Origin of the sequence: Thioclava kandeliae (assembly GCF_040297545.1) — a bacterium.
GTDB lineage: Bacteria > Pseudomonadota > Alphaproteobacteria > Rhodobacterales > Rhodobacteraceae > Thioclava > Thioclava kandeliae.
Genome location: NZ_JAYWLC010000013.1, coordinates 25,575 through 52,452 on the forward strand (window position 1 = coordinate 25,575; position 26,878 = coordinate 52,452).

The following is a 26,878-nucleotide window of genomic DNA, read 5'->3' on the forward strand; positions in this document are numbered from 1 at the left end:
GGGCGCCCCATGGATATGTTCCTGACCACATTCTTCAATATCGACATCATGATGCAGGCGCTGCCCCTGCTTCTCAAAGGCGCCGTCACCACGCTGGAACTCTGCGCCGTGGTGATCGTCTGCGGTCTCTTTGGCGGGCTGATGCTGGCGCTCGGCGCGCTCAGCCCGCGGGGCTGGCTGCGTTGGAGCGCGGTGGTGTATATCGACCTCTTCCGCGCCATCCCGCCGCTTGTGCTGCTGATCTTCGTCTATTCGGGGCTGCCATTTGCGGGGATCGAGCTGTCGCCCTTCGTGGCGGTGGTGATCGCCTTTTTCATGAACAACTCGGCCTATTTCGCCGAAGTGTTCCGCGCAGGCATCAATGCCGTTCCCAAGGGCCAGACCGAGGCTGCACGGGCCACGGGTCTCTCATCCACACAGACCATGGTCTCGGTGGTGCTGCCGCAGGCTGTGCGCAACGTGTTGCCCGATCTTTTGTCGAACACGGTGGAGGTGGTGAAGCTGACCTCGCTGGCCTCCGTCGTGTCGCTATCCGAGCTGCTCTACTCGGCCAATATGGCCCGCTCGGTGACCTATAACGCCTCGCCCCTTGTTCTGGCGGCGCTTCTCTATCTAGCCGTGTTGTGGCCGCTGGTGCGGGTGATCTCGCGCTTCCAGCGTGGCTTGGCCGTGAAATAACCCGAAAGGAAGACTGAAAATGACCAAGATGATTATCGGCGGCGCCCAGATCGGCGGCATCCAGAAAGCGGAGACCCGCGAAGAGGTTGTCGCGCGGATGATGGCGCTGATGGATCAGGCGCATGAGAAGGGCGTCGAATTCCTGACCTATCCGGAGATGACGCTCACAACATTCTTCCCGCGCTTCTATGTCGAGGATCGCGCCGAGTTCGACCACTGGTTCGAGACCGAGATGCCGAACCACGCCACCGCGCCGCTCTTTGCCAAAGCCAAGGGCTACGGTATGGGCTTCTCCTTCGGTTATTGCGAACTGACGCCCGAAGGCGAGCATTTCAACACCTCGATCATCGTGTCCCCCGAAGGCGAGATCGTGCTGAAATACCGCAAGACCCACTTGCCGGGCCATGCCGAATACGAGCCCGAGCGCAGCCACCAGCACCTTGAAAAGCGTTACTTCCTTGCGGGCGATACCGGCTTCAATGTGGTGCGCAATCAGGGTGTGATCATGGGTCTGGCAATCTGCAATGACCGCCGCTGGCCGGAAAGCTGGCGCGTGATGGGGCTGCAGGGCGTACAGCTCGTGACCATCGGCTATAACACCCCTTCGCAGAACAATCTCTCGAAGGACGAGGGCATCGAGCGCCGCGTCTATCACCATGAGCTGTCGGTCTGTGCAGGCGCCTACCAGAACTCGACCTATGCGGTGGCCGTGGCCAAATGCGGCATGGAAGACGGCAACCATATGTTCGCAGGCTCGATCATCGTCGATCCCGACGGGTTCGTGATTGCGCGTGCGACAGGCGAGGGCGACGAGCTGATCGTGGCCGAGGCCGATTTCGACAAATGCGCCTTCGGCAAATCGACGGTGTTCAATTTCGAGGCCCATCGCCGCACCGAGCATTACGGTCTGATCGTGTCGCAAACCGGCGTGAAAGAACCCGCGCAATGACATTCGATACCGTGATCCATGGAGGGACCGTGGTCACCGCCGACGGCCTGTTCAAAGGGGATCTCGGTATCAGGGACGGCCGCATTGCGGCCGTCTGCGAAACACTGCAGGGAGGCGCGCGCCGGATCGATGCCGGCGGACGTCTCGTGATGCCCGGCGGGATCGAGACCCATGCCCATATCGCACAGGAAAGCTCCTCGGGCGTGATGAGCGCCGATGACTATCTCTCCGGCTCGATCTCGGCGGCCTTCGGCGGCAATTCCTCTTTCATCCCCTTTGCCGCACAGCATCGCGGGCAATCTGTGGATGAGGTGATCGCGACCTATGATGCGCGGGGTTCGCGCTCGGTCATCGACTATAGCTATCACCTGATCATTTCCGACCCGACCGAAACCGTGCTGCGCGAGGAACTCCCCCGCGCATTCGCCCGTGGCATCACGTCCTTCAAGGTCTTCATGACCTATGATCTGATGAATCTGGGCGATGGCGGGATGCTCGACATCCTGAGCGTGGCGCGCGCGCATGGCGCGATCACCATGGTCCATGCCGAGAATAACGACATGGTCAGTTGGATGAATGGGCGTCTGGCGGCCAAGGGGCTGACCGCCCCCAAATATCATGCCATTTCCCGTCCCGAGCTGGCCGAGGAAGAGGCGATCAACCGCGCGATCCAGCTGGCCAAGCTCGTCGATGCGCCCCTGTTTATCGTCCATGTCTCCACCGCGGGCGGCGCCGAGATCGTGCGGCGCGAGCAGTGGAATGGCGCGAAACTCTATGCCGAGACCTGCCCGCACTATCTGGCGCTGTCCCGCGATGATCTCGACCGTCCCGGTATGGAGGGGGCGAAGTTCATGTGCTCGCCGCCGCTGCGCGATGCGGCCACGCAAGAGGCGCTCTGGAAACATATCCGCATGGGCACCTTTGTGGGGGTCCATTCCGATCACGCGCCCTACCGCTATGACGAGACGGGGAAATTCCTGAACGGAGCCGATGCTCCCTATCCCAAGATAGCCAATGGCATGCCCGGCATTGCCGCGCGTCTTCCCTATCTCTTCTCCGAAGGGGTGGTAAAGGGCCGGATCACGCCCGAACAGTTCGTGGCGCTCTCGGCCACCAATACAGCCAAAGTCTTCGGCTGCACCACCAAGGGGCGCATCGCACCGGGGTGGGATGCCGATATCGCGATCTGGGACCCCGAGGAAACCCGCACGGTCCGGCTGGCCGACCAGCATGACAATATGGATTACACGCCCTTCGAGGGGATGGCGCTGACCGGTGTGCCGAAACTGGTGATGACCCGTGGTCAGGTGATCGTTGAGGAGGACAAACTGGTGGCGCGCGAGGGGCAGGGCCGGTTCTTCGGTCGGGCGCCGGCGGATCTGCGCGCGACCTCCGGTTATATGGCCAAGGAATTCGATCCAAGGCAGAATTTCGGAACGGAGTTACGTTGATGGGTAAGATCCTGATCATCAATCCCAATAGCGCGCAGGCGGTGACCGAGGGCATTGCCCGCGCGGTGGCGCCTCTGGGCCCGCATTTCGAGGCGGTGGGCATTGCCCATGGCCCCGCGACGATTGCCAGTGACGAGGATGTGGCTCGCGGCGGTCTCGATGTGCTGGAAATGGCGCGCTCGCGCCCCGATGCGCGTGCCTATATCACCGCCTGTTTTTCCGATCCTGGGCTGGATCTCCTGCGCGCCGAAGGGACAAAACCCGCGATCGGCTGTCAGGAGGCCGCGATCCTGACGGCGCTGGCACGAGCCGACCGGTTCGGGATCATCGCGCTTTCCGAGCGGTCGATCCCGCGCCATCTGCGCAAGATCCGCCAGATGGGGGTCGAGGCGCGGCTTGCGGGCGAGCTGGCGCTGCCTGGTGTCTCTGCCGAAGCCTCGGGGCGCGATGAGGCCGTCTACGGTCTTGTCTGCGCGCGGGCGCGCGAACTGGGGGATGCGGGTGCGGGGGCCATCGTGCTGGGATGTGCCGGCATGGCGCCGATCAGGGCACGGCTCGAGCGCGATACGGGACTTGCGATTATTGATCCGGTTTTGGCAGCGGCGGCAATCGCACTCGGAACGATCCTGGGGTAACATGCCTCAAAAAGGATCGACCAACATGGAAAAAATCGAGGGCCTGCCGGATATCTCCTTGCGATTGCTGGAGATATTTGCGGCCATGATGCGGTGCTCGACCACCGTGGAAACGGCGGAATTTCTGGGCATCTCACAGCCTGCGGTCTCGGCGGGGTTGCGCCAGCTGGAAAGCCAGCTGGCGTTGACGCTATTTGACCGCACAGGGCGGCGTCTGCAGCCTACCGCAGAGGCGCGTGACCTCTTCGAGGAAATCCGCCCGCTTTTCGGGCTCTTGCGGTCGTTCTCGACGCGGGCGCGGGATATGCGCAGCGGGCGGGTCGGACGTTTGCGGGTGATCGCGACGCCGCCTCTGGGGTATTCGCTGGGCCCCAAGGCCCTGCGCGCCTTTCTGGCAAGCCGCCCCGAGGTCACCATTTCCTATGATGTGCGGCGTCTGGCGAATGTGCTGGAGGCGGTCGAGACGGGGCAGGTCGATATCGGGCTCGTGCTCAATGCCGAGCGGCTGGAGACGGTGAATTCCGAGCTGATCGAGCGCAGCCAGATGGTCGTTCTGGTGCCCGAGGAGGATCCGCTGGCGCAGGAGGTGCAGATCTCGGCACAGCAACTGGTGGGCAGTCCGCTGGTGGGCATCGATCAGGCCTCGCATCTGGGGCGGCTTGTGGCCAAGAGCTTTGCCACCGACAATGCGGCCTTCCGGCCCCAGATCGAGGTGCGCTACTGCCAGACTGCGGCGGCGCTTGCGGCGGGTGGTATGGGGGTAACGATCGTCGATCCCTATTCCGCCGAGCCCTATCTGCAAAAGGGTCTGGTGGCGCGGCCCTTCGTGCCGGCCTGCGAGATCCGCGCCTCGATCCTGACACGGAAGGGCGTTCCGCATTCGAGCCTTCTCATGGGCTTCGTCGAGGCTCTGCGCGGGAGCCTCGAGAGCTGAGTCAGGCCCAGTAGATCAGGCTCTGTAGAGCGGCGAGACGGGACGGAAGCTTCCGGCTTGGGCGATGTGCACCCGCAGCCTGAGGCTTTCTGCGCGTGCGCGGCCCTCGGGCGGCACGATCATCGTGGTGCCCTGACCCACCACCTTGCCACGTTCGAGGATCGCACGGCCCTCGCCATAGCTCAGTACCGGTTTGCGCGCGGCCAGATCGATCACCGTCACATCCGCATCCGCGCCGATGCCCAGATGCCCCTTGCTACCCGACAGGCCCATCATCCGCGCCGGAGCGACCGAGGTTTTGTGCACGAACTCCGCCAGCCTCAGCGCGCCGAGATGGACAAGTGCCAGCCCGCGCTCGCACAGGTCGTTGCGCGGCAGCCCCCCGCCATCGGTGGCCAGCGCATCGATGGCGAAACTGCCATCGTCGCGTTTGAGAATGGCCAGCGACAGGCTGGTTTCGGGCGGATTGACGAAGAAACTCATACCGATATCGGTCATCGCCTCTCGCCAGGCCTGCACGGCAACTGGGCCGGTTTCCAGATGCGTGACACCATCCTCGTAGAGATGGATCCACGCCCAGCCCTCGGCAATCGCCTTGGCCATACCGTCGAGATCGGGGGTGTAGCCGCCCGCGATCAGGTTGCGCTGGGTTGCGACGCTTTCGGGGATGCCATTGGAACATTTGGCCGAATTGCCATTGATAGGGGCCAGATAGCTTTCGGACCAGATATTGGGATGGGCGCTCAGGATCCGGGTCGCCTCCCATGCCTCGAGATGGGCGGAGGCCTCGAAGCCGCGCGCATAGGCATTCACATGCGGCAGATGCAGCGGATGCCCCGCCGCCAGATCGCAGGCCTCGCGCATCCCGTGCAGGTTCTGCGGAGTTTCGAGCGTGCCTGCATGGAAGGCCACATGCGCACCCTCGCGGGCGCAAAGCTCGATCACGCGGCCAGAGGCAGTGGCCGAGAGCGGAAAATGCCCGCCAAGGATCTTGAGCCCGACCGCCCCCGCCTGGCGGGCTCTGGCCAGTGCCGCCTCGAGTTCGGGCATGTCGGGATCCGTGCCCTCGACCGTATGGCCGGGGCGGATATAGTCGATACAGGCCAGCGTCAGGCCGGTGCCGGTGCGGGCCGCGATCTCCATCACGCTGTCAATGGGGCCGGCCATGTCGAGGGCTGTGGTCACCCCCGCAAGCGCCAGCATCCGGTGGCCTGCGGCGCCGCCCATCCAGTTCGAGACATGGACATGGGAATCGATGATGCCGGGTAGGACATGCAGCCCCGTCACATCCTCGACCCTGCGCGCGGGCGCGGTGATCTCGGGGGCGACCTTGGAGATTTTACCGGCCTCGAAGGCGATGTCGAACCGCCCTTCGCGAGCGGAGACGGGGTCGCACAGGACCCCGCCGCGAAGGATCAGATCATACATGGATCACTCCTCGATCGCGTCGCTATCTGCGGGCGGGCGGTCCCCCATATGGCGCGCAACCAGATGGACGAACACCATGAGGATCATCAGGGGCACCGCGATCGCCACCCAGAAGGTGGTGAAGGGCAGCGCCTCGGCCATGGTCTTGGAATGGCGCAGCAGGAAGCCGCGGGCGAGGTTGAGGTTCGGCCCGACAAAGCAGTAGAGCAGGATCGGTCCGAGATAGATAATGACCACGATCGAGCGCAGGAGTTCCGCCCCCGTCTGCAGCCAGAGCGGGCCGCCCTTCACGCTGTTCATCAGCGCCGGATCGAAGCGGCGCTTGAAGGCCATGCTGGCGCCGATGAGGCCGGCCCAGATCATGGCGTAGCGTGCCGCCTCCTCGGTCCAGCTTGGCGGCTGGTCGAAGAGATAGCGCGCCACGACCTGCAGGAGCACGATCCCCACAAGGAGGACCAGCGCGATACAGGTGACCACGCTGGCGAGACGATCGAGAACCGCACTGGTCCTCAGGATAACGGTTCTGATCGGTCCCATGTCCCGCTCCTTACTTGCTGTCAGCTGCCGCTTTGGCATCCTGCCATGTTTTCAGCTCGTCCGCGGTCAGGGTCGTGGCCCAGAGCGGCTTGGCCAGCGCTTCCATCTTGTCACGCTCGCCTGTGGCCAGCGGGGTGATCGTCACGCCCGCTTCTTCGAGCTTGCCATCCACTTTCGAGGACCAGTCCGCAATCCACTCGCGATTGGCCTTGAAACCGGCGGCAAGCGCCGCGTCGATCTGGGTCTTCTCCTCGTCCGAGAGGCCCTGATACCAGTCATCCGAGATCATGACCGCGCGGGTCGAGGGGAAAAGATCGGCGGGGGTGTAATATTTCAGGAAGCTCGTATGGCCGGTGCGCAGCGAGGAGGAGGGCGGATTGAAATAGCCATCGGTCACGCCGGTCTGGATGGCGTTGGCCACCTCGGCCCAGGCGATCACGGTGCCATGGGTGCCGAGCGCTTCCATCAGCGAGAGCTGCTCGCCATTGAGCGCGCGGAAGCGCAGATCCGACAGGTCCTCGACGGTGGATACGGGGTGCTTGGAGTTGTGGATACCCATCGGCGTGCCGATGATGTTGAGACCCTCGAAGCGCACACCGGTTTCGAGCATGGGGGCGTTGAAGGCTTCCATCATCGCGGGCTCGCTGGTGATCTTGTCCATCTCCGCGTCATCGCTGAAGAAGAAAGGCAGGGTCGCGCCCTTGAGCAACGGCGAGAGCGAATAGGCGGTGGAGATCGCGCCCAGATCGATCTCGAGAAGGCCGGTCGAGACCTGGTCGAGGCGTTCCTTTTCCTTGCCCAACGTATCGGAGGGGAAGAGCGAGACGGTGAAATCGGTGCCTTTGAGCGCATCGCGGAAGCCATGGGCGAAGGCGGCCTCGCCATTGATCTCGGCATCATCGACATTGTTGAAGCCGATCTTGATCTCGGAGGCCTGCAGCGCGGTGGTGCCGAGAAGGAGGGCCGCAGTGGCCATGAGGGGAGCAAAACGGGTCATAGGGAAGATCCTTTGGGTGGGAGGGTCAGTGCAGGCCAAGCGCATGGGGAAGCGCCAGGGTCAGGGAAGGGACATAGGTCAGCACGAAAAGCAGCGCGATTTCGGCCACGAGGAAGGGCAGGGTCACGCGGATGAGCGTCCAGTATTCGAGCTTCACCACGGTCGACAGGATCAGCAGGACCGACCCCAGCGGCGGCGACAGCAGACCCACGGTGATATTGAAGCAGATCACGATCGCCAGATGCACAGGGTCGATGCCCATTGCCAGTGCCGCAGGCACGAAGATCGGGGCGAAGAGGGCCACAGCCGCTTTTACATCCATCACCATACCGGCGCCGAGGAAGATCGCGTTGATGAGCATCAGATAACCGATCGGGCCCAGGCCCCATCCCTGCACGAGATGCTGGATTGCCTGCGGCCATTCCTCGAGGGCGGCGATATAGGAGAAGGTGGAGATGGCGCAGAGCAGGATGAAGAGCCCACCCAGCATGACGGCGGTGCGCATCAGGCTATCGAGGATGCCGCGGAAGGTCAGATGGCCGTAGCCCATCCCGACGACAATGGCGGCAAGCACGGCCACGGCAGCGGCCTCGGCAGGCGTCATGATGCCGAAAAGCGTGCCGCCAAGAATGATCGCGGGCAACATCAGGGCCGGGATGGCGCGCAGGAGCGACGGCCAGAATCGGGGAAGATCCAGATCCTTGCCGCCCGGATGGTCGTCGCGATGGGCAAAATAGGCGTTCATTGCCATCAGCATGACTGCGAGCAGGAGGCCCGGAACGATACCAGCAGCGAAAAGCGCGGTCACATTGGTGCCCATCAGCGCGCCGTAGAAGATCATGATCGAGGAGGGCGGAATGATCGGCCCGATGATCGATGAGGCGCCGGTGATGGCCGAGGCATATTCCCGCGTATAGCCGCGGCGTTCCATTTCGGGCACAAGCGAGTTGCCGAGGGCCGCCGCATCTGCCGTGGCCGAGCCCGACACGCCGGCAAAGAAGACGGACGTTACCACATTCACATGCCCGAGCCCGCCTTTGAGGCGGCCAAAGACCGCCATCGAGAATTCGATCAGCGCATTGGCGACGCCGCCGCGGTTCATCAGGTCCCCTGCCAGAATGAAGAGCGGCATTGCGAGGAAGGCGAAGCTGTCGAGCTGGCTGAAGAGGCGTTGGGGAAGCACGGCGAGAAACTGGTCCTTGCCGACGGCCAGGAAGGTCAGGACCGCAGAGGCTCCGATCAGGTAGGCGATGGCCGAGCCCGCCACAAGCGAGATGGAAACAAAGACGATGATGAAGAGTGCGGGCAAAGCCAAGTCCAATCACAGGTAAGTTTTCTGCGACACAGTCAGTATCGCCGCTGGATGGAAAGAGGGAGGAGCTTTTAGAAGTATAGTCCAGGTTTATATTAACAACATTAATATAACTTAATTTCCCTATTTTCAGCGTTTTACCGCTTGGTCTTCCGCCGGTGGTTTTGCAAGTGGATTCAAAGCCTATCTGCTTGATTGGGTGTTTTTTAAGCGGAATGACTGTAAATCGTGCAGCCCTGTAAGCCGCGGCGCGCCGGAGAGTAACCATAAAGAGCGGTGACCGGTCGTTGGTTGGATCTTGCGGACATCATCCGTGCGGGATTTCAGGCGGTCAGGGCAGCGGAGGGATGTTCAGCGATCCACGCGCCGGATATCTCGTCTTTCGTCGCGGCCTGGTGCCGTAAGCCGATCATGCGTCATTTATTTTGCACATATGTGCAAATTGTCACTTCCCTGTCATGCGCTGCTCCTAGAACAGCCCCGACAACAGGACGGGTGGGCAATGATCGGGTTCGATACAACAGCAGGCAAAGCGGCGCGGTTGCGCCACCGGTTCGCCGTCGCACGGCAGGATCCGACACTCGCGATCGGGCTCGTGCTGCTGGCGGTCTTCTGCGCGCTGATCGTGGCGCCCGTGTGCACCATCCTGTCGGATATCTTCGTCACGCAGGCCGGTGATACGGCGCGCACAGGCGGAGAGGCCGGCAGCTGGACGGGCTATTATCTCGGACGTGCGCTGTTCTCGCGCATGTCGCAGATCCTCTTCTGGACGCCATTATGGAACACGCTCGCCGTGGCAGGCCTCTCGACCGCGCTGGCGCTGGGGATCGGCACGGGGCTCGCATGGCTTCTGGTGCGCTCGGATCTCCGGGGCAGGCGCTGGCTCTCCACCGCACTCATCGTGCCCTTCATGCTGCCGGCATGGACCTTCGCCCTCGCATGGACTGTGCTCTTCAAGAACGCCACCACCGGTGGCCAGCCCGGCTGGTTCGAGGCGATGGGGCTGCAGCTGCCCGACTGGATCTCCTATGGCGCGGTTCCGACCATCGTGATCATGGTGCTCAACTATATCCCCTTCGTCATCCTGCTGGTGGGCAATGCGCTCAAACGCATGGACAGCCAGCTCGAGGAGGCGGGGCGGATGCTGGGTGCGGGTCGGGGCACCATCGCGCTGCGGATCGTGGTGCCGCTGATGCGGCCTGCGGTGATGTCGGCCTGCCTTCTGATGTTTGCCGATGCGGTGGGCGAGTTCTCCGTGCCCTATGTTCTGGGCCTGCCCGTACATTTCGAGACGCTGGCAACATCGCTCTACCGTGCCATCGGCACCCAGCAGACCGGCATGGCGGCGGTTTTTGCGGGGGTGATCATGCTGGTGGGGATGGTGACGCTGGGCATCGATACATGGATGATGCGCGAGGCCAGACGTTTTGCCACGATCGGAGGCAAGGGCGCGATGGAACGCCGCCGCATTCTGGGGCGCTGGCATCTTCCGGCATTCGGGCTCGTCCTTGGGGTGGTGCTGGTGTCGGTGGTTGTGCCATTGGGGGTGCTCGCACTCTCGACGGTGATGATCCTGCCGGGCCGCTTCAATGCCGCCAATTTCACGCTGGCCTACTGGATCGGCACCGGGCTCGACACGGTCGCGCTCAAGACCGGCATCCTGCGCGCGCCCGAATTCTGGGCGGCGGTCTGGAATTCGGTTCGCATTGTGGGCGCGGCCTCGCTGATAGCGGGCCTCGCGGGGCTGCTGGTGGGCTATGTGGTCACCCGCGTGCCGGTGCGGGCGGTGGGTGTGGCGCTGCGGCAGGTGACCTTCTTCCCCTATCTGGTGCCGGGTATCGCCTTTGCCGCGGCCTTCCTGTCGCTGTTTGCCGTCCCCCACGGGCCGATCCCGGCGCTTTATGGCACGCCCTATATCCTGCTTCTGGCATTGGTGGCCGACCAGATGCCCTTTGCCTCGCGCGCAGGGATTGCGGCGATGACGCAGCTGGGGCGCGAGGTCGAGGAAAGCGCGCGGATCGCGGGGGCGGGCTGGTTGCACCGCATGCGCGCCATCATCGTGCCGATCCAGAAAGGCGCGCTGGTGAGTGCCGTGCTCATGCCTTTCATCTCGGGGATTAAGGGGGTCAGTCTCTTCATCATCCTCGCCGTGCCCGCGACCGATGTGCTGACCACCTATTCCCTACGCTTGATCGATTACAACTACACCCAGGCCGCCAATGCCGTGGTGCTGATGATCGCGCTGATCGCCCTTGCTGGCACGATCGTGATCAACCGGCTCACCCGCAACGGACTGGCCCAAGGTCTGGAGAGCTGACCGATGCCGATGATCCAACTCGACCATCTCGAGAAACGCTATGCCAAAGGCGCGGCCCCCGCGGTCGATGACCTCACGCTCAGCATCGAGCATGGCTCCTTCACCTGTATCCTCGGCCCCTCGGGCTGCGGGAAATCGACCACGCTCAGGATGATCTGCGGGCTCGAGGCCACGACGGGGGGCGAGATCCGCATCGGCGAGCAAGTGCTCGACAGCACCGCCAAAGGCGTCTTCGTGCCGCCCGAGAAGCGCGGGCTGGGGCTCGTGTTCCAGTCCTATGCGCTCTGGCCGCATATGACGGTGGCCGAGAATATCGCCTTCGGTCTGAAGGTCGCCCGAATGCCCAAACCTGCGCGCAAGATCCGCGTGGCCGAGATGGTGCGGACCCTGCGTATCGAGGGGCTGGAGAACCGCTATCCCGCCCAGCTGTCGGGCGGGCAGCAGCAGCGGGTGGCGCTCGCGCGCACTCTGGCGGTCTCGCCCGGGGTGCTTCTACTCGACGAGCCGCTGTCCAATCTCGATGCGGCGCTGCGGCTCTCGATGCGGGCTGAACTGGCGCGGCTGCATCGCGATTTCGGCACCACCATCGTCTTTGTGACCCATGACCAATGGGAGGCGATGACGCTTGCCACCCATATCGCGGTGATGGCCGGGGGACGCCTGCAGCAATTCGGGCGCCCCGACGAGATCTATGGTCAACCTGCCAACTGCTTCGTGGCCGAGTTCATCGGCAACCCGCCGATCAATCTGATCCCCGCACGCAGTCATACCGCCCGTGCGCTGATGCAGGGCGCGCATCCGCAGGGCGAGATGCTTGGTCTCCGTCCGGAGGGGATCTCGCTCGGACACGAGAGCGGCCTTCCGGCGGTGATCGAGGAGATCCTGCCCACGGGCGGGGCGTGGATCATCACCCTCCGCCTTGCCGACGAGGCGGGACCGCTGACGCTGACCCATACCACGCAGCTGCCGCCACGCTGGCAATTGGGGGCACCCGTCTATCTGCGGGCGCGTCCCGAGGCGCTGCATCTTTTCTGTGCGCAGGGCCATGCCCTCGCGCCCCTTGCCTCGCGGATGACCGCAGGGCCTTCCCACTCCCGCGCACTGGCGGGGCTGGCCTGACCCTTTGTCTAGGAGAGACAGATGAAATCCCTTCCTTATATCGCGGCGCTGACCACCGCGCTTACGTCCCCAGCCTTTGCCGACGGTTTCGACGAGGCGGGGCTTCTGGCCCGTGCCAAGACCGAGCCCGCGCTGACGGTCTATGACAGCACCGGCAAGATCCGCGAACAGGCGGCGGCCTTTGCCAAAGCCTACGGGCTCCAGGCGACCGGCACCAAGGCCAAGGCCCCGCAGATCATCAAGATCGTCTCGGGCGAGGCCAAGGCGGGCAATGTGCAGGCCGATGTGGTGATCCTCTCGGATCTTCCGGCGGCCACCGCGCAGCTCATCAAGCCGGGCTATGTGACAAGCTATGTCCCCGAGGATATGGTGGGCAAGATCGATGCGCGCTATCAGAGCCCGCTCGTGGTCTCGAACGCGCCCGTGGTCTGGGCCTATAATACCGGGCTCAACCAGAGCTGTCCTGTCGATAATATCTGGGCACTGACCGACCCCGAATGGAAGGGGCATGTTTCCATGCCCGACCCTCAGGCCAAGGCGATGTATACCGACTGGTTCAACCAGCTTGCCATGCATTACGATGCACAGGTGGCCGCCGCCTATGAGGCACATTACGGCAAGCCCCTGAAGACCGGTTTTGCTTCCGCGACCGAGGCCTTCGTGGCCGCACTGGCGGCCAATCAGCCGCTCCTGACCAATTCCGATAGTGACGTGGCCGCAGCCGTGGGCGCCCCCGATACCACTGAGAATTTCATCGGGATCATGTCCACCGCCAAGTTCCGCGAGAACGAGAACGGGATGAAGCTCGGCATCTGTGCCTCGATGTCGCCGATGGTGGGGCTGTTCTATCCGAGCTTCATGCTTACCATGACCCGGACCGACAGCCCTGCCGCCGCCAAGCTGTTCACCCATTACATGCTGACCGAAGCGGGCTGGGCACCACAGGCGGTTGATGGCAAGATGTCCACCAATCGCGAGAATGCGGTGCCGGCCGACGAACCCTCTGGTGTGGCCGGTTATGCCGACAAGATGCTGAACTATGACACTGCCACCTCGGGCGATGACTGGGTGGCGCGGCAGGACTGGCAGGATCTCTGGGCGCTGGCGCGTGCAGGCCAGCTGGGCCAGTAACCGACGACCCGTTGATCGGGTCCGGTATGCGCCGGACCCCTTTACAGAAAGACCGACCTTGACCCAGATCCCAGACCTCGACGCCCGCGAAGCCTTCCTGTCCGACATGATGGCGCGTGCCACGGCCCTCGCGCTGAATGGCTTCCGCACCCGTAATGCGGGCGATTTCTCCCTCAAGGGGGCTCAGGATTTCCTGACCGAGACCGACCTCGCCGTGGAGGCGCTGATCCGCGCGGAGATCGCGGAACGCTTCCCGCAGGATGCCATCCTGGGCGAGGAGGGCGGCGGCACGCCCGCCCATGCCACATGGGTGATCGACCCGATCGACGGCACCGCCAATTTCGCGCGTGGCGTGCCGCATTTCTGCGTGATCGTGGCCTTCTGCCTTGCGGGCGAGGCCGTGCTGGCCGCGATCCACCAGCCGGTAACGGGCGAGCGCTGGCAGGCGCGGCGCGGGCATGGCTGCAGTCTGAACGGTGCGCCCGTCCGCGTGACGCGGACCCCCGATATGGGCACGGCCTGTCTCGAGATGGGCTGGTCGCGCCGTCATCCGCTGGCGCCCTATCTGCAGGCGCAGGAGGCGGTGATCACCGCGGGCGCGAATATCCGGCGCTCGGGCTCGGGCGGGCTTGCGCTGGCCTATGTGGCCTCTGGCCGCTCCGACGGCTATCTGGAGATCTCGATGAACAGCTGGGATTGCGTGGCGGGCCTGTTGATGGTGCGCGAGGCCGGCGGGGTGGTGGCGAAGGTGCCGGAGGGCCTCTCACTCCTCGACACGCGCCCCGTGCTGGCCGCCACCCCCGCGATCGCGGCGCAAATGGCGGGGATATCGGGGCTCGATCTGGCCCTGATCTTCCCCGCAGAAGAGGGAGATCGCGATGAATGATCTTGACACGAGCGCGTTACAGGAGGCCTTCCGCAAGGCCGATATCGGGCGCGCGCCACTGCACAGGGTCCATACCGATCCGGCGGGGATCGACCTTTATATCGGCAACAAACACGCAGCCTCCGATCCGGCATTGCTGGCGGCGCACGGAATCGGCACGGTGCTCAATTGTGCCGTGAACCTCGATATCAATATGGTCACCCGTCCCGATCCCGAGGCGCAGGCGCTGCCCTTCGGCTGGGGACCCGTGCGCTATTACAAGCTCGGCATCATCGATGGTGCGGGCAATCCCGCGCCGATGCTGCTGGCGGGCTATTACCAGCTGAAGGGGCTGATCGGTCAGACCCTTCCCGACAAGCCCAGCTATCCGTGGCAGGGGACCGGCAATATCCTCGTGAACTGCCGTGGCGGTCGCTCGCGATCGGTGACACTGGTGGCGCTGTTTTTGCATCTCGAATGCCCCGACACCTATCCCACGCTGCAGGCGGCGATCGACCATATCCGTGTGGCGCGCGCGCTGCACCCTTCGGAATGGCCGCAGGCGCCCAAGCAGGTTCTGGTGGACGCGGCCCTCTGGTCGGCCAGAATGGCACGGATGATCACGCCGTATCTGCCAGAGGGCTAGACATGTCCGACCCCGCCCCGCGCCCTGCCTCCGCCGCCGAAGTGGCGGCCCTTGCGGGGGTCTCGCGCTCCGCTGTATCACGCACCTTCACCGATGGGGCGAGCGTCTCGGCGCGCACGCGGGCCAAGGTGATGGCGGCGGCCGAGGCGCTGAACTATCACGTCAACCATCTGGCGCGGGGATTGTCGAAAGATGCGAGCCGCCCCGTCTGCCTGCTCGCCTCGAACCTGACCCGCCCCTATCACGGGCTGTTGCTCGACGCGCTGACGCGCCGGTTGCAGGCCGCGGGCCGGATGGCGATGGTCATCAATGTCAGCACCGACCCGCAAAGCGCCGGTGCGGCGCTCGCGCAGGCGCTGAGCTACCGCGCCTCGGCGGTGGTCGTGATGTCGGGCACGCCTCCCGCAGATATGGTGACCGCCTGTATCGATGCGGGCCAGAAGGTGATCGCGATCAATCGCGGCGAGGAGTGGCCGGGAGTGCATCATATCCGCATCGATTACCGGCGTGCGATGCAGGAGGCTGTCACGGCGCTACGGGCGGCGGGCTGCGGACGGATAGCGCTTGCGGGCTCGCGCAAGGGCACACCGAGCCTTGCTGCGCGCGAGGCGTTCTTTATCGAGGCCTGCCATGCGCAGGGGATCGATCCGGTGGTCTGGCGCGGTGATGGGTCGGGCTATGCGGAGGGGCAGGAAGCGGCGCAGGCGCTGCTGCAGGGGCAGGCGCCTCCCGAGGGCATCTTCTGCCTGACGGATCTGATGGCCTGTGGGCTGATGGATATGGCCCGCGACACACTGGCACTTGCCATTCCCCGCGATCTTTGCGTGATCGGTTTCGACGATATCCCGCAGGCGGGATGGGCGGGCTATGGGCTGACCAGTTTCGGCCAACCTTATGACCGCATAGCGGCACGGGTCGAGGAGATCCTTCTGGGCGAGGAGCCTGCAAGCCGGTTGGAGACTCCGCTCATCTGGCGGCAAAGCGTGCGGTCGGCGAAGGAACCACCACGGGGCTGAGGTCAAACGGGTCCAGCTTTCGGGGTAGTTTGATCCGTATGGTGGAGGACGCCCTGAATGGCAGGCAAAGGCGCGAAGCTGGCTAATTTGGTCGTCAGATCGGCGTGACCCGCGCCTGACTTCCTTCCATGAGCGGCATAAGGGGATGCCATGCGGGAAGCGAAAGATGGCCTCCGGAGAGATGCCCGACGCGTTGGCAGCTCTCGTTCTCCTCCGAGGTCCGCCCGAGTTCATAGGGGCCGCGTTGCCCATCATGGTGCTATCGGCCAGCAGCACTCGAAAGTGTCATGCTTACAGACCGGCGGCCTAAAACGCTCAAACGGCAGGCTATGCACTGGCTGAGGTTCAATGGGTTCGATCCGAATCCGATACGGACACTTTTGATCCTCTCGAAACAGCATTCGGTCACCGGGGCCATGTTGGTTATAATTGTGAGCTATGTGCGGCCAAAGGTGATCGGGGCCATTACGCTGCCCGCGCCATTCGTGGTGATCGCCTAAATCGTCCAGCGCAGTCCCCTGATCGCGATCTCTGCGGCCTGCGTCGGGCAGGCGCTGCTGTATGCGGGCGAGCTCGAGGTGCTGCCGCTGACCTTCGGGGGGGCCGCGGACCGACATCCATCCCCTTCGCCAGAGCGATGCTGTTCTGGCGGGCAGCCGCCGCCGACAGAGGATGAGCCAATAGGAAAAGGATGCGGAGTTTGCTTGAAAATGGCGCATATTTACGTGATGGTATCTTTAAGAAAAGATAATTTATTGGAAATCCAGATGGCCTATTCTGTCGATGAGGAACGTGACTTTGTAGACGAGGCGATCTCGCTCTGGACGGAGGAGGTCCCCTATCTGGATACCTCTGGCAAGCAGATCACCGGGCGGATCCTGCGGTTGGCCGAAGCCGTCAACGACCGGATGAACGGCGTGCTGCATGGGCATGGGATCAAATATGGCACCTATGCCATTCTAGCGACCCTGCGCGCGAGCGGTGCCCCCTATGCGATGACACCGAAGTCGTTACAGGCGACCTTGGTGGTCACGTCTGGCGGGCTCTCCAACCAGATCGCCCGGCTCGAAGCCAAGGGGCTGGTGACACGCGAGGTCGACCCTAGCGATGGGCGCGGTGTGCTGGTGAAACTGACGCCCGAAGGGTGTGCATTGGCCGACAGGACCATGCCACCGCAGGCACAGGCCGAGCGCGATTTCGTGCGGATGCTCTCGCCGGAGGAGCGTCAGCAACTCGAGAACCTTCTGCGGCGTGTGCTGCTCCTTAACGCGCATTCCTGAGGGCATAATGTGTAAATAACAGGCAGGTCCACTCTACTTGCCTTTTGTTTATCTTTCACAAAAGATAAATCTAGACAGAACGATCTCCTCGTCGCAGGTTTGACCCATAAAAACCGACAACAGGGATCAAGATGAAACAGTTTGCAGTTTTCGGCGCGATTCTCGCAGCCGTTGCCACGCCGGCTCTGGCGGAGGATGTTGTGGTGGGCACGTTCGGGGGCTCGTTTGGCGAGGCGGTGGCGCAATGCCATATTGCGCCCTTCGAGAAAGCCACGGGTGATGAGGTCATCACGCAGGAAGGCAGTTCCTCACAATTCGCCTCGATGGTGCGCGCGACCGGTGGTCACAGCGATTTCGACGTTCTTTACATCGACAATTCCTTTGCCACGCAGCTGGGCTCGGAAGGGCTGGTCGAGCCGCTCGATCATGCGAAACTGTCCAATTCGGCTAAGCTCGATCCCAAGGTCTGGGGGCCTGCGGACAGCTTCGTGCAGTTCATGTGGGCCGCGACCGCTATCGCTTATAACCCCAAACTGGTGAAAACCCCGCCCACCAGCTGGAGCGCGATCTTTGATCCGGCCTATAAGGGAAAAATCGCTCTACCGGATATTTCGGGCACCTCGGGCGTGCATTTCCTGATCGCGGCGGCGCGGATGAATGGCGGCAGCATTGATAATCTTGATCCCGGATTTGAGGCAATCGCCAAGCTCGCGCCGGATGTACAAGCCTATTACACGCAGGCAGATCAGCTGATCGGCATGTTCGAGCGTGGCGAGATCGCAATGGCGCCGTGGTATAGCGACCGCACCGCCTCTGCTGCAGCCAGCGGCGTTCCGGTGAAGATCGCCTATCCCGAAGAAGGCGGGATCGGGATCAATGTGACGCTGGTGATCCCTAAAGGCGCTGCCAATCCCGAGGGCGCCTACAAGTTCATCAACGAGATACTCTCGCCCGAGGCGCAATCCTGTCTGGCCGAGAAGATGTATGAAGGCCCCGTGAACCCCGACACCAAACTCGAGGGGGCAGCCGCCGAAGCGGTGCCTACCGCAGTTTATCCGACGCTCTATTTCCCCGATCCCGAGAAGGTCGCGGCAAATGTCGGCGACTGGCGGGCGCGCTGGCAGCGCGAGATCACCCGCTAAGCCAACTTTTTTACCTTGTTTACCTTATCCCCCTGCCCGCAATCGGGCGGGCAGGGGGCGCATGACCTGAAGCCCTACGGAGACCGCCGTGTCCTCACTTTCAATCAAGAACCTCACCAAACGATATGACGATCTGACCGTCGTGAATTCGGTTTCTCTGGAGGTCGGACAAGGGGAGTTTGTTTCTCTTCTCGGGCCGTCGGGCTGCGGTAAGACGACGATTCTGCGCATGATCGCGGGGCTTCTGGACCCGAGCGGGGGGCAGATTCTGTTCGGCGATCAGGACGTGACCCGCCTGCCGCCTAACAAACGCAATATCGGGCTGGTCTTCCAGAGCTATGCGCTGTTTCCGCATCTGACGGTGCATGAGAATGTCGCTTTCGGGTTGCGCCGCCAGAAGGTCAGCGGGCGCGAGCTGGACATGCGGGTGGGAGAGGCCCTCGAGCGGGTCCGTCTGGGCCAGCATGGCGCGCGCTATCCGCGCCAGTTGTCGGGTGGTCAGCAGCAGCGCGTGGCGCTGGCCCGGTCCATCGCACCGCGCCCCTCGATCCTGCTGTTCGACGAACCGCTCTCCAATCTGGATGCACAGCTGCGCGAGGAGATGCAGATCGAGATCAAGCGCCTGCAGGCCGAGCTGAAGATCACCTCGCTCTTTGTCACCCATGACCAGCATGAGGCCATGAGCCTTTCCGACCGGATCTGCCTGATGTCGGGCGGCGATATCCAGCAATTCGCGAGCCCCGAGGATGTCTATTTCCGCCCGGCCAACGGATTTGTCTCGGGCTTTGTCGGCAGTCCCAACAAGTTGTCGGGGCAGGTGCGCGGCGGCCGTGTCGCGCTTGCCCATGGGGTAGAACTGGATCTGGACCGGCCCCTGACCGAGGGCATGGCGGTATCGGTCACCCTGCGGCAGGAGGATATCCATCTCGTGCCGGGGGCCGAGGGGCCGCTTGCGGGCACGATCAGCCTGCGTATCTTCGAGGGCGCGCATGTGCAATATGTGATCGCGCTGGGGCAGGGGATCGAGGTGCTGGCACGGGTCAATTCGCGCGGACCGTTGGCCAATCTGGTGCCTGGCACGCAGGTGGCGCTCGATATCGCCCCCGACCGGATCTTCGTGGCGCAGGCGGAGGGTGTGGCATGACGTCCTCGCGTTGGCTGGGTGCGGGGCTGGTTCTGCCCGTGACCGCGCTTCTATTGCTGTTCTTTCTGGCTCCGACCCTGTTGATGGGGTTGATGAGCCTGCGCAATTATACGGCAGGCAGCGGCATCGGTGCCGACTGGACGCTCGGCAATTATTTCTCGGTCCTGAGCGACGGCTTCTATATCGAGATCATGCTGCGGACGCTGTTTCTGGGGCTGGTGGTGACGCTGGCAACGCTGGTGCTGGGCTTCCCGCTGGCGCTGTTCATCCTGCGCGCCCGTCCTGCGGTTCAAACGGTGACGATCCTGCTGGTGATATTCCCGCTGCTTTGCAATATCGTCGTGCGCTCCTTTGGCTGGATGGTGCTGCTCTCGCCCAATGGGGTCGTCAACGAGACACTCGAATCCTTCGGGCTGATCTCCGGTCCGCTCGATCTGATGTATAACCTGCTGGGTGTGGTGATCGGGCTGACGCAAATCTATCTGCCGTTCATGGTGCTGCTTCTGGTGCCGGCGCTACAGAACATTCCCGCCGATGTCGAAGCAGCGGCCCTCGGGCTCAAGGCGTCACGGGGGCGGGCGTTCTTCACCATTATCGTGCCGCTGGCCTTGCCCGGTATCATCACCGGCTCGATCCTCGTCTTCGTTCTCAGCATTTCGGCGCTGGTGACCCCGCGCATGCTGGGCGGCCCGACCTACAAGGTCATGGCGACCCAGATCTATGACGAGTTCATGACCAATCTGAACTGGCCTGCAGGGGCGGCGCTTGCCTTCATCCTGACGGCGATCACGCTCGGGCTCATCTGGGGCGCAAACCGTCTGGCGGCCCGCTATACGAAAGGATTACAGGCATGATCCCGCGTAAATCCTCGCTTTTGCTCACGCTTTTCGCCCTTCTCGTGCTGGTGTTCATGAATGCGCCCACTGTCGTGGTGGTGCTGGCCTCCTTTACCAAGACGAGCTACCTCACGGTGCCACCGCAGGGCTGGACGCTCGATTGGTTTGCCGAAGTGCTGACCGATCGTGGCTATCAGCGCGCGATCTCCACCAGTCTTACACTGGCGGCAGGGGCCACGGCGCTGTCGATCCTGCTGGGGACCGCGGCGAGTTATGCGCTCCATCACCGGCTGGTGCGCGGGCGCGATCTGATCCTGTCACTTGTAATGGCGCCGCTGGTCTTTCCCGCGGTGGTGATCGGGGTGGCGCTGCTGCAGTTCATTTTCCTGATGGGGCTGCGCGGACAGTTCTGGGTCCTGATGCTCGCGCATGTTCTGATCACGCTGCCCTATGTGGTGCGCTCGGCCATGTCCTCGCTCACCGGCCTCAATCCGCAGCTCGAGGAAGCGGCTATGGTGCTCGGCTCGGACCGCTTCACCGCCTTCCGGCTGGTGACGCTGCCGCTTCTGAAACCGGGTCTGGTGGCAGGCGGGATCTTTTCCTTTGTCACCTCGCTCGACAATGTGCCGGTCACCATCTTCCTGCTGACCCCGCGCGAGACGACGCTGCCGACCAAGATTTTCGCCTCCGTCGAGCATGGCGTTGATCCCTCGATCGCGGCGGCCTCGACGCTTCTGGTGCTGGGCACCGCCATCGTTCTTGTTCTGGCCCAGAAATGGGTCTCCTTCACCCGCTTTTTCTGAATTGGAGAGATTATGAGCTTTACCTCCAAAGGCTTCCCGATGATGCTGACCTTCGATCTCGACTGCGAGACGATGTGGACCGCCCGCGACCCCGACGCCCATAAACGCCCGATCCTGATGTCGCAGGGCGCCTATGGCTGGAAACGCGGGGTCTGGCGGGTGATGGACGTGCTCAAACGCCACGAGATCACCTCCACCTTCTTCGTGCCCGGGCAGGTCGTGGAGGCGCATCCCGAAGTGATCGAGGCGCTGCTGAAAGACGGTCACGAGATTGCCCATCACAGTCATACCCACCGCTGGATCGTGACGCTGACCCCCGAGGAAGAGCGCGAGGAGATGGAACTGGCGCAACAGGCGATCATCAAGGCCACGGGCGAGGCGCCGCGCGGCTGGCGCAGCCCGGCCGCCGAAGTGACCGATGTGACCATGGATCTGATCAAGGAATACGGGTTCTCCTACTCGTCGAATTTCTTTGATGACGATGCGCCTTATTTCCTTAAGGTGCGCGGCGCGCCCATCGATTGTGTGGAGCTGCCCTTCCGCTACATCAATACCGACAGCCCCTATTTCCAGTTCGCCAAGATCCTGCCGGGCCGCACGATCACCTCGCCGCCCCAGGTGGTGGACACATGGAGCTGGGAGTTTGACACGCTTTATGCCGAAGACCGGATGATGGTCACTGCCATGCATCCCGAATTCATCGGCCAGCCCTCGGGGGCCATCGTGCTCGACCGTTTCATCCAGCATATCCGCAAACACGATAATGTCTGGATCGACCGCTGTGACCGGATCTCCGCCGATATGGCGGCGCAGATGAAGGCTGATGCATGAGCATGTTTGCCGGATATCGCGCGGTCATCGTGGGTGGATCGGCCGGCATCGGCCGGGCGACGGCCCTGATGCTGGAGGGGCGCGGCGCGCAGGTATTTATCATTGACCGGAATGACGCCGCGCCTTTCGCCTGTGCGAGGGCCGATCTCGCCGACGCAAGCGCGGTGGAGGCCGCTATGGAGAGCGCCGCGCGCGCGCTTGGCGGGATCGATATCCTTGTCAATTCGGCAGGGATCGACCTCGAGACCCCGAGCGAGGCGGGAAATGACGACGACTGGTCGCATCTTCTTTCGGTCAATCTCTCGGGGCCTATGCGGACCGCGCGTGCGGCCTTCCCCTATCTGGCGGCGTCCGGTCATGGTGCGATTGTCAATGTGTCTTCGGGGGCGGGGCTCAAGCCCATCCCCGATCGCGCGGCCTATTGTGCGTCCAAAGCGGGTCTCGTGATGCTGTCGAAATCCTTGGCGCTGGATTGGGCCGAGGAGGGTATCCGCGTAAACACCGTCTGCCCGGGCGCGGTCCATAGCGATCTGTTCGACCAGTCATGGGCCAACGCTCCCGATCCGCAGACGAAGCTCTCGGAGATCCGCGACCGCTATGCGCTGCGCCGGATCGCGCAGCCCGAGGAGTTGGCCGAAGCGATCGTCTTTCTTGCCGGTCCCGCCGCCTGTCATATCACCGGCTCCACGCTGGCGGTAGATGGCGGACGCACCTTCTATTGAGGCACTTTAATGCAGCGTTTCCACAACAAGACCGTGCTTGTCACCGGCGGTGCCGGTGGCATTGGCGGAGCGACAGCGCGGCGCTTTGCCGCCGAGGGCGCACGGGTGGCCGTATTCGACCTCCACCCCGCCGAAGCGCCTGCAGAGGCGCATAAGGGTTGGCTGTCGCTGGCCTTCGATGGCACTGACGGAGCGGCGCTGGCGGAAGCCGTGGCACAGGTCGAGGCCGAGTTCGGCCCGGTCGATATCCTGTTCAACAATCTCGGTCAATCAGGGCGCGAGCGCTCTGCGCTCTTTTGCGAAAGCGAGGAGGAGGTCTGGCGCTTTGTCATGGAGATCAACCTGCTCTCCACCATGCGGGCCTGCCGTCTTATCGGGCCGCAGATGAAGATACGGGGCGCGGGGCGGATCATAAATATGTCCAGCGATGCGGCGCTCTCTGGCGATCTGCGTCTGTCGGATTACGCGGCGGCCAAGATGGGCATCGTGGGCTTTACCCGCGCGCTCGCACAGGAGCTGGCCCCGCATGGTGTGACAGTCAATGCCGTCTGTCCCGGGGCCATCGCGACCGAGGCGCATAACCGCATCCCGCGCGCGACGCTCGATGCGTTGGTGGCTGCCACGCCTGCAGGCTTCATCGCGCAGCCCGAGGAGGTTGCTGGGCTTGTGGCCTATCTCGCCTCCGCCGAGGCGCGTTTCATTACCGGACAGACGATCGCCATCAACGGCGGTCGCAACATGCTCTAGAACCGAGGACCTGATGACAGATATTGCCGATCTGAGCGCCGTGGCGCAGGCACGCGCCATTGCCGCGCGCGAGATCTCGCCGGTAGAGGCCGTGCAGGCGGCGTTCGACCGGATCGAGGCGCGCGCCGAGCTGAACGCCTTTGTGACGCTCTGCCCCGAGCGCGCGCTTGCAGAGGCCCGTGCGGCGGAGGCCCGTATCGCGAAAGGCGCGGCCCGACCTCTCGAAGGCGTGCCTTTCTCGGTCAAGGACCTGATCGCAACCGAGGGTGTGCGCACCACGCAGGGCTCGAAGATCTTTTCACAGAATGTGCCCAAGGAAGATGGCGTGTCGGTTGCGCGCGCGCGCGGGGCAGGGGGCATCCTGATCGGCAAGACCACGACTCCCGAATTCGGACATAAACCCGAAGCGACATCGCCGCTTTCGGGGCGCACGCTCCATCCGACCCATCCCGACCGCACACCGGGGGCCTCCTCTTCGGGCTCGGCGGTGGCCGTGGCGGCCGGGATGGGCCCGCTCTCCATCGGCTCCGATGGCGGGGGCTCGATCCGTATTCCGGCGGCCTGTTGCGGCATTGTCGGGCTCAAGCCCACGCTGGGTATGATCCCGCATCTGTCGCTGCCCGATCTGTTCGGCGCCAATTCCTATGTCGGGCCTATGGCGCGCGACGTGGAAGATACGGCGCTCTTCTTCGAGACGATGGCGGGTTTCGATCCGCGCGATCCCTGGGGGCAGGGGGCGCTGCCCGTGGTCAAGCCCTTCGCGGGGTTCAAGGGGCTGCGGGTCGGCTGGCTCCCCAATGGCGGTGCGCAGGTCGAGCCCGAAACCGCGGCGGCCACCCGTGCCGCCATCGACGCCATGGCGCGGGAAGGTGCCGAGATCGAGGAGATCGAGATCGATCTGCGTGCGGTGGAGCCCGCTTTCCTGACTGTGCTGCGGTCGGGGCTGTCCGCGCGGATGGGCGCGCATGTTGCGCGCCATGGTAATGATATGGATCCGAGCCTTCTGGTGCGCATCATCGAGGGGCGCGATCTTTCAGCCTTTGATATGTCGCAGGCAAGCTTCGAGCGCACCAGAACCTTTAACGCGCTGCAGGAGGTTCTGGCGCGATGCGATGTCATCGTCTCGCCCGTGCTGACCGCACCAGCCATCCCGATCACGGTCGACAGTTCGGGCGATGTGGAGATTGCGGGCAATCGCGGGCCGATCCGTGGTGCGTGGTATCCCTTCACCTATCCGCTCAACCTCACGGGCCATCCGGCGATCTCCATGCCCTGTGGCCGGACCGCGTCGGGTCTGCCCATCGGCTTGCAGATCATGGGCCCATGGTATCAGGACCGTTTCCTGTTGCAGCTCGCGGCGCAGGTCGAGACGCTTCTGGCGGTCAGTCGCGTCTGAGACGCTTTTCCCTGGGGCGCGCGCAGGCCCGCTCGAGCGCCTCTCCGGCCGTTTCTACTGCAGAGCGTTCTGCCGTGTCGGCGCGGCCCGTCTATGGCTGGACGGCATGCCTCCGGCGAGCCCGTGGCGTTTTGCACCTGTTTCTGCGGCAAAGGCGTCCTCACCGGTGGCTGCCATAGCAACGCCTGCACCCCGGGTGACCCGTTACAGCGGTGATCGGCGAGTGCGCGGGGCGCGGCCCGTGGCGCATGGTGCCTGCAAGGCAGAGCGTTCTCTGCGTATCGGTCGCGCCGTAGGTCATGCCAAGCGTTTCAGACTACCGGCGCAGCCGCCTCTCCGCCAGCATCAGCCCGTCATGGATAAGAAGCGCCAATAGGCCTGTGATCACGCCACCCTGCACGACGAATGCGGTGTTATTGGTCAGAAGTCCCGCGATGATCACTTCTCCCAGCGTGCGCGCGGCCACCGTCGAGCCGATCGTGGCGGTGCCGAGCGCGATCACCACCGACAAGCGCACCCCTGTCAGGATGACCGGTGCCGCAAGGGGGAGTTCGACCGAGATCAGGCGCTGGCGAGGCGACAGCCCGATACCGCGTGCGGCCTCCATCGTGACGGAGGGCAGGTTTTGTAGTCCCGTCACCGCGTTATCGAAAATCGGCAGAAGCCCGTAGAGGAAAAGCGCCACCAGTGTCGGCCCCGCGCCAAAGCCCATGGCAGGCACGGCGAGCGCCAATACGGCCACCGGCGGGAAGGTTTGGCCGATATTGGCCAGCATTCTCGAAAGCGGCAGAAACCCTGCGCCCGCCTTACGCGTGACAAAGATAGCAAGTCCCACCGCGACCACCGTGGCACATCCCGAGGCCAGCGCCACGAGCCCCAGCTGGCTGAGGGTCAGCGACAGAAGCGATGCACGTTCGTAAATCACTGGCCCACCCTGCGGGGCAAGCGGCGCCAGAAGCGGCGCGAACCACGCGGGCCGGAGCACCATCGCCAGCAAGAGCGCGTAGAGCGCGGGGCGCAGGACCCATCCGGCCTTCATGCGGGGGCCTCGGCGCGCGCGCGGATCGCCGCGAGCGTGACGACGCCTCCGCCGGTCACGGGCAGCGCCTCGCGCCCCGACCAGAGGCAGAGCGACAGCGCCTCGCGCAGGGAGGCCTCGGGGCTAACGGCTGGCCCCGCCGCCTCGCCCGCCTGCACGATCTCGGCGACCCGCATCAGGGACAGACGGCGCAGCGGACGGTCCAGATCGCCCAGCATATCGGCCACAAAAGCGCTTGCGGGATGGGCGATAATCTCGGCGGGCGGCGCATACTGGATCAACCTGCCGCCATCCATCACCGCCACCCGGTCCCCCAGCCGGATCGCCTCGTCCATATCATGGGTGACGAGAATGATCGTGGATCCCAGCTGGCGCTGGATGCGGGCCAGATCCTCCTGCGCGCGCTGGCGGATGATCGGGTCGAGCGCGCCGAATGGCTCGTCCATCAGTAGAAGATCGGGGCGCGAGGCCAGCGCACGGGCCACACCCACGCGCTGCTGCTGCCCGCCCGACAGCTCGGCCGGATAGCGGTCACGGAAGGTCTCGGGTGGCAGCGAGAAGAGATCCAGCAGCTCGTCCACCCGCGCGCGGATCTTGACATTGGGCCAGCCCAGGAGCCGCGGCACCGCGCCGATATTGCGCGCGACCGTGTGATGCGGGAACAGGCCGTGGCCCTGAATGGCATAGCCGATCCGGCGGCGCAGCAGATGCGGTTTCATCCTGTGGGTCGGGTCGCCATTGAGGCGGACCTCGCCGGAGCTGGGTTCCTCGAGGCGGTTGATCATGCGCAAAAGCGTGCTCTTGCCCGAGCCGGAGGTGCCCACGATGGTGGTGATCGTGCCGGTCTCGACCACCATCGAGACGGCATCCACCGCAAGATCGGGGCCGAAGCGTTTGGTCAGATTGGTGATCTCGATCATTGT

Annotated in this window: 26 protein-coding genes; 20 read left to right on the forward strand and 6 right to left on the reverse strand. The window is 63.7% G+C overall.

Going from position 1 to position 26,878, the window contains the following annotated elements:
* The first annotated feature begins 9 nt into the window (after nucleotides 1-9).
* Genes VSX56_RS14320 through VSX56_RS14340 form a run of 5 tightly spaced genes read left to right on the forward strand, consistent with a single transcriptional unit; the run spans nucleotide 10 to nucleotide 4,647 of the window.
* Nucleotides 10-678: an amino acid ABC transporter permease gene (locus tag VSX56_RS14320; protein ID WP_339115120.1), complete on the forward strand. Its 669-nt coding sequence runs from the start codon at nucleotides 10-12 to the stop codon at nucleotides 676-678.
* Nucleotides 679-697: 19 nt separating this feature from the next.
* Nucleotides 698-1,627: a nitrilase-related carbon-nitrogen hydrolase gene (locus VSX56_RS14325; protein WP_339115119.1), complete on the forward strand. Its 930-nt coding sequence runs from the start codon at nucleotides 698-700 to the stop codon at nucleotides 1,625-1,627.
* Complete coding sequence (gene hydA / locus VSX56_RS14330) at nucleotides 1,624-3,078, forward strand: dihydropyrimidinase (protein WP_350938068.1); 1,455 nt, start codon at nucleotides 1,624-1,626, stop codon at nucleotides 3,076-3,078. The genes VSX56_RS14325 and hydA overlap by 4 nt, the downstream gene beginning before the upstream one ends.
* Nucleotides 3,078-3,713, forward strand: coding sequence for an aspartate/glutamate racemase family protein (locus VSX56_RS14335; RefSeq protein WP_350938070.1), 636 nt, complete (start codon nucleotides 3,078-3,080; stop codon nucleotides 3,711-3,713). Before hydA ends, VSX56_RS14335 begins: the two co-directional genes overlap by 1 nt.
* Before the next feature lie 25 nt (nucleotides 3,714-3,738).
* The gene (locus VSX56_RS14340) at nucleotides 3,739-4,647 is read left to right on the forward strand and encodes a LysR family transcriptional regulator (protein ID WP_350938073.1); all 909 of its coding nucleotides are present in this window, start codon (nucleotides 3,739-3,741) and stop codon (nucleotides 4,645-4,647) included.
* 15 nt (nucleotides 4,648-4,662) lie between these two features.
* On the opposite strand, the gene VSX56_RS14345 is transcribed toward VSX56_RS14340, so the two are convergent.
* The 4 genes from VSX56_RS14345 to VSX56_RS14360 are packed head-to-tail and all read right to left on the reverse strand — an operon-like array spanning nucleotide 4,663 to nucleotide 8,918.
* The gene (locus VSX56_RS14345) at nucleotides 4,663-6,075 is read right to left on the reverse strand and encodes an amidohydrolase family protein (protein WP_350938075.1); all 1,413 of its coding nucleotides are present in this window, start codon (nucleotides 6,073-6,075) and stop codon (nucleotides 4,663-4,665) included.
* 3 nt (nucleotides 6,076-6,078) lie between these two features.
* Nucleotides 6,079-6,612 carry a TRAP transporter small permease gene (locus VSX56_RS14350; protein ID WP_339115599.1) on the reverse strand — a complete coding sequence of 178 codons (534 nt, stop codon included), beginning with the start codon at nucleotides 6,610-6,612 and terminating at the stop codon, nucleotides 6,079-6,081.
* 10 nt (nucleotides 6,613-6,622) lie between these two features.
* Nucleotides 6,623-7,609, reverse strand: coding sequence for a TRAP transporter substrate-binding protein (locus VSX56_RS14355; RefSeq protein ID WP_349295065.1), 987 nt, complete (start codon nucleotides 7,607-7,609; stop codon nucleotides 6,623-6,625).
* Between the two features lie 25 nt (nucleotides 7,610-7,634).
* Nucleotides 7,635-8,918, reverse strand: a complete 1,284-nt coding sequence (locus VSX56_RS14360) for a TRAP transporter large permease (protein ID WP_349295310.1) — start codon at nucleotides 8,916-8,918, stop codon at nucleotides 7,635-7,637.
* A 505-nt stretch (nucleotides 8,919-9,423) separates the two neighbouring features.
* On the opposite strand from VSX56_RS14360, the gene VSX56_RS14365 reads away from it, so the two are divergent.
* The 15 genes from VSX56_RS14365 to VSX56_RS14435 all read left to right on the forward strand — a co-directional run bounded on the left by VSX56_RS14365 (nucleotide 9,424) and on the right by VSX56_RS14435 (nucleotide 24,916).
* Nucleotides 9,424-11,238 (forward strand): ABC transporter permease, encoded by a 1,815-nt coding sequence (locus tag VSX56_RS14365; RefSeq protein ID WP_350938078.1) that lies wholly within the window; start codon nucleotides 9,424-9,426, stop codon nucleotides 11,236-11,238.
* A 3-nt stretch (nucleotides 11,239-11,241) separates the two neighbouring features.
* The gene (locus tag VSX56_RS14370; RefSeq protein WP_350938081.1) at nucleotides 11,242-12,357 is read left to right on the forward strand and encodes an ABC transporter ATP-binding protein; all 1,116 of its coding nucleotides are present in this window, start codon (nucleotides 11,242-11,244) and stop codon (nucleotides 12,355-12,357) included.
* Between the two features lie 21 nt (nucleotides 12,358-12,378).
* A complete protein-coding gene (locus VSX56_RS14375) occupies nucleotides 12,379-13,488 on the forward strand; it encodes an ABC transporter substrate-binding protein (protein ID WP_350938083.1) in 1,110 nt (369 codons plus the stop codon).
* A 58-nt stretch (nucleotides 13,489-13,546) separates the two neighbouring features.
* Nucleotides 13,547-14,374 carry an inositol monophosphatase family protein gene (locus VSX56_RS14380; protein ID WP_350938085.1) on the forward strand — a complete coding sequence of 276 codons (828 nt, stop codon included), beginning with the start codon at nucleotides 13,547-13,549 and terminating at the stop codon, nucleotides 14,372-14,374.
* Nucleotides 14,367-14,999, forward strand: a complete 633-nt coding sequence (locus tag VSX56_RS14385; RefSeq protein ID WP_339115592.1) for a dual specificity protein phosphatase family protein — start codon at nucleotides 14,367-14,369, stop codon at nucleotides 14,997-14,999. The genes VSX56_RS14380 and VSX56_RS14385 overlap by 8 nt, the downstream gene beginning before the upstream one ends.
* A gap of 2 nt (nucleotides 15,000-15,001) precedes the next feature.
* The gene (locus tag VSX56_RS14390; RefSeq protein WP_350938088.1) at nucleotides 15,002-16,015 is read left to right on the forward strand and encodes a LacI family DNA-binding transcriptional regulator; all 1,014 of its coding nucleotides are present in this window, start codon (nucleotides 15,002-15,004) and stop codon (nucleotides 16,013-16,015) included.
* A gap of 767 nt (nucleotides 16,016-16,782) precedes the next feature.
* Nucleotides 16,783-17,295, forward strand: a complete 513-nt coding sequence (locus VSX56_RS14395) for a MarR family winged helix-turn-helix transcriptional regulator (protein ID WP_339115590.1) — start codon at nucleotides 16,783-16,785, stop codon at nucleotides 17,293-17,295.
* Nucleotides 17,296-17,426: 131 nt separating this feature from the next.
* A complete protein-coding gene (locus VSX56_RS14400; protein ID WP_339115589.1) occupies nucleotides 17,427-18,437 on the forward strand; it encodes an ABC transporter substrate-binding protein in 1,011 nt (336 codons plus the stop codon).
* An 88-nt stretch (nucleotides 18,438-18,525) separates the two neighbouring features.
* Nucleotides 18,526-19,581 (forward strand): ABC transporter ATP-binding protein, encoded by a 1,056-nt coding sequence (locus VSX56_RS14405; protein WP_350938091.1) that lies wholly within the window; start codon nucleotides 18,526-18,528, stop codon nucleotides 19,579-19,581.
* Complete coding sequence (locus VSX56_RS14410; protein WP_350938093.1) at nucleotides 19,578-20,435, forward strand: ABC transporter permease; 858 nt, start codon at nucleotides 19,578-19,580, stop codon at nucleotides 20,433-20,435. Before VSX56_RS14405 ends, VSX56_RS14410 begins: the two co-directional genes overlap by 4 nt.
* The gene (locus VSX56_RS14415; protein WP_350938095.1) at nucleotides 20,432-21,220 is read left to right on the forward strand and encodes an ABC transporter permease; all 789 of its coding nucleotides are present in this window, start codon (nucleotides 20,432-20,434) and stop codon (nucleotides 21,218-21,220) included. The genes VSX56_RS14410 and VSX56_RS14415 overlap by 4 nt, the downstream gene beginning before the upstream one ends.
* A 12-nt stretch (nucleotides 21,221-21,232) precedes the next feature.
* Nucleotides 21,233-22,051: a polysaccharide deacetylase family protein gene (locus tag VSX56_RS14420; protein WP_339115585.1), complete on the forward strand. Its 819-nt coding sequence runs from the start codon at nucleotides 21,233-21,235 to the stop codon at nucleotides 22,049-22,051.
* Nucleotides 22,048-22,773 (forward strand): SDR family NAD(P)-dependent oxidoreductase, encoded by a 726-nt coding sequence (locus tag VSX56_RS14425; protein WP_350938098.1) that lies wholly within the window; start codon nucleotides 22,048-22,050, stop codon nucleotides 22,771-22,773. The genes VSX56_RS14420 and VSX56_RS14425 overlap by 4 nt, the downstream gene beginning before the upstream one ends.
* A gap of 9 nt (nucleotides 22,774-22,782) precedes the next feature.
* Complete coding sequence (locus tag VSX56_RS14430; RefSeq protein ID WP_350938100.1) at nucleotides 22,783-23,520, forward strand: SDR family NAD(P)-dependent oxidoreductase; 738 nt, start codon at nucleotides 22,783-22,785, stop codon at nucleotides 23,518-23,520.
* Between the two features lie 13 nt (nucleotides 23,521-23,533).
* Nucleotides 23,534-24,916, forward strand: a complete 1,383-nt coding sequence (locus VSX56_RS14435) for an amidase (RefSeq protein WP_339115582.1) — start codon at nucleotides 23,534-23,536, stop codon at nucleotides 24,914-24,916.
* A 316-nt stretch (nucleotides 24,917-25,232) separates the two neighbouring features.
* On the opposite strand, the gene VSX56_RS14440 is transcribed toward VSX56_RS14435, so the two are convergent.
* Nucleotides 25,233-25,955 (reverse strand): ABC transporter permease, encoded by a 723-nt coding sequence (locus tag VSX56_RS14440; RefSeq protein ID WP_350938103.1) that lies wholly within the window; start codon nucleotides 25,953-25,955, stop codon nucleotides 25,233-25,235.
* Entirely contained in the window at nucleotides 25,952-26,875 is a 924-nt protein-coding gene (locus VSX56_RS14445; protein WP_350938105.1) for an ABC transporter ATP-binding protein, read from the reverse strand. Before VSX56_RS14445 ends, VSX56_RS14440 begins: the two co-directional genes overlap by 4 nt.
* Nucleotides 26,876-26,878 lie beyond the last annotated feature (3 nt).

Excerpts from the sequence above, each read along its gene's own strand:
- VSX56_RS14320 (WP_339115120.1), top strand. The coding sequence starts at position 10 with ATGGATATGTTCCTGACCACATTCTTCAATATCGACATCATGATGCAG.
- VSX56_RS14325 (WP_339115119.1), top strand. The coding sequence starts at position 698 with ATGACCAAGATGATTATCGGCGGCGCCCAGATCGGCGGCATCCAGAAA.
- hydA (WP_350938068.1), top strand. The coding sequence starts at position 1,624 with ATGACATTCGATACCGTGATCCATGGAGGGACCGTGGTCACCGCCGAC.
- VSX56_RS14335 (WP_350938070.1), top strand. The coding sequence starts at position 3,078 with ATGGGTAAGATCCTGATCATCAATCCCAATAGCGCGCAGGCGGTGACC.
- VSX56_RS14340 (WP_350938073.1), top strand. The coding sequence starts at position 3,739 with ATGGAAAAAATCGAGGGCCTGCCGGATATCTCCTTGCGATTGCTGGAG.
- VSX56_RS14345 (WP_350938075.1), bottom strand. The coding sequence starts at position 6,075 with ATGTATGATCTGATCCTTCGCGGCGGGGTCCTGTGCGACCCCGTCTCC.
- VSX56_RS14350 (WP_339115599.1), bottom strand. The coding sequence starts at position 6,612 with ATGGGACCGATCAGAACCGTTATCCTGAGGACCAGTGCGGTTCTCGAT.
- VSX56_RS14355 (WP_349295065.1), bottom strand. The coding sequence starts at position 7,609 with ATGACCCGTTTTGCTCCCCTCATGGCCACTGCGGCCCTCCTTCTCGGC.
- VSX56_RS14365 (WP_350938078.1), top strand. The coding sequence starts at position 9,424 with ATGATCGGGTTCGATACAACAGCAGGCAAAGCGGCGCGGTTGCGCCAC.
- VSX56_RS14370 (WP_350938081.1), top strand. The coding sequence starts at position 11,242 with ATGCCGATGATCCAACTCGACCATCTCGAGAAACGCTATGCCAAAGGC.
- VSX56_RS14375 (WP_350938083.1), top strand. The coding sequence starts at position 12,379 with ATGAAATCCCTTCCTTATATCGCGGCGCTGACCACCGCGCTTACGTCC.
- VSX56_RS14385 (WP_339115592.1), top strand. The coding sequence starts at position 14,367 with ATGAATGATCTTGACACGAGCGCGTTACAGGAGGCCTTCCGCAAGGCC.
- VSX56_RS14390 (WP_350938088.1), top strand. The coding sequence starts at position 15,002 with ATGTCCGACCCCGCCCCGCGCCCTGCCTCCGCCGCCGAAGTGGCGGCC.
- VSX56_RS14395 (WP_339115590.1), top strand. The coding sequence starts at position 16,783 with ATGGCCTATTCTGTCGATGAGGAACGTGACTTTGTAGACGAGGCGATC.
- VSX56_RS14400 (WP_339115589.1), top strand. The coding sequence starts at position 17,427 with ATGAAACAGTTTGCAGTTTTCGGCGCGATTCTCGCAGCCGTTGCCACG.
- VSX56_RS14410 (WP_350938093.1), top strand. The coding sequence starts at position 19,578 with ATGACGTCCTCGCGTTGGCTGGGTGCGGGGCTGGTTCTGCCCGTGACC.
- VSX56_RS14415 (WP_350938095.1), top strand. The coding sequence starts at position 20,432 with ATGATCCCGCGTAAATCCTCGCTTTTGCTCACGCTTTTCGCCCTTCTC.
- VSX56_RS14420 (WP_339115585.1), top strand. The coding sequence starts at position 21,233 with ATGAGCTTTACCTCCAAAGGCTTCCCGATGATGCTGACCTTCGATCTC.
- VSX56_RS14425 (WP_350938098.1), top strand. The coding sequence starts at position 22,048 with ATGAGCATGTTTGCCGGATATCGCGCGGTCATCGTGGGTGGATCGGCC.
- VSX56_RS14430 (WP_350938100.1), top strand. The coding sequence starts at position 22,783 with ATGCAGCGTTTCCACAACAAGACCGTGCTTGTCACCGGCGGTGCCGGT.
- VSX56_RS14435 (WP_339115582.1), top strand. The coding sequence starts at position 23,534 with ATGACAGATATTGCCGATCTGAGCGCCGTGGCGCAGGCACGCGCCATT.
- VSX56_RS14440 (WP_350938103.1), bottom strand. The coding sequence starts at position 25,955 with ATGAAGGCCGGATGGGTCCTGCGCCCCGCGCTCTACGCGCTCTTGCTG.
- VSX56_RS14445 (WP_350938105.1), bottom strand. The coding sequence starts at position 26,875 with ATGATCGAGATCACCAATCTGACCAAACGCTTCGGCCCCGATCTTGCG.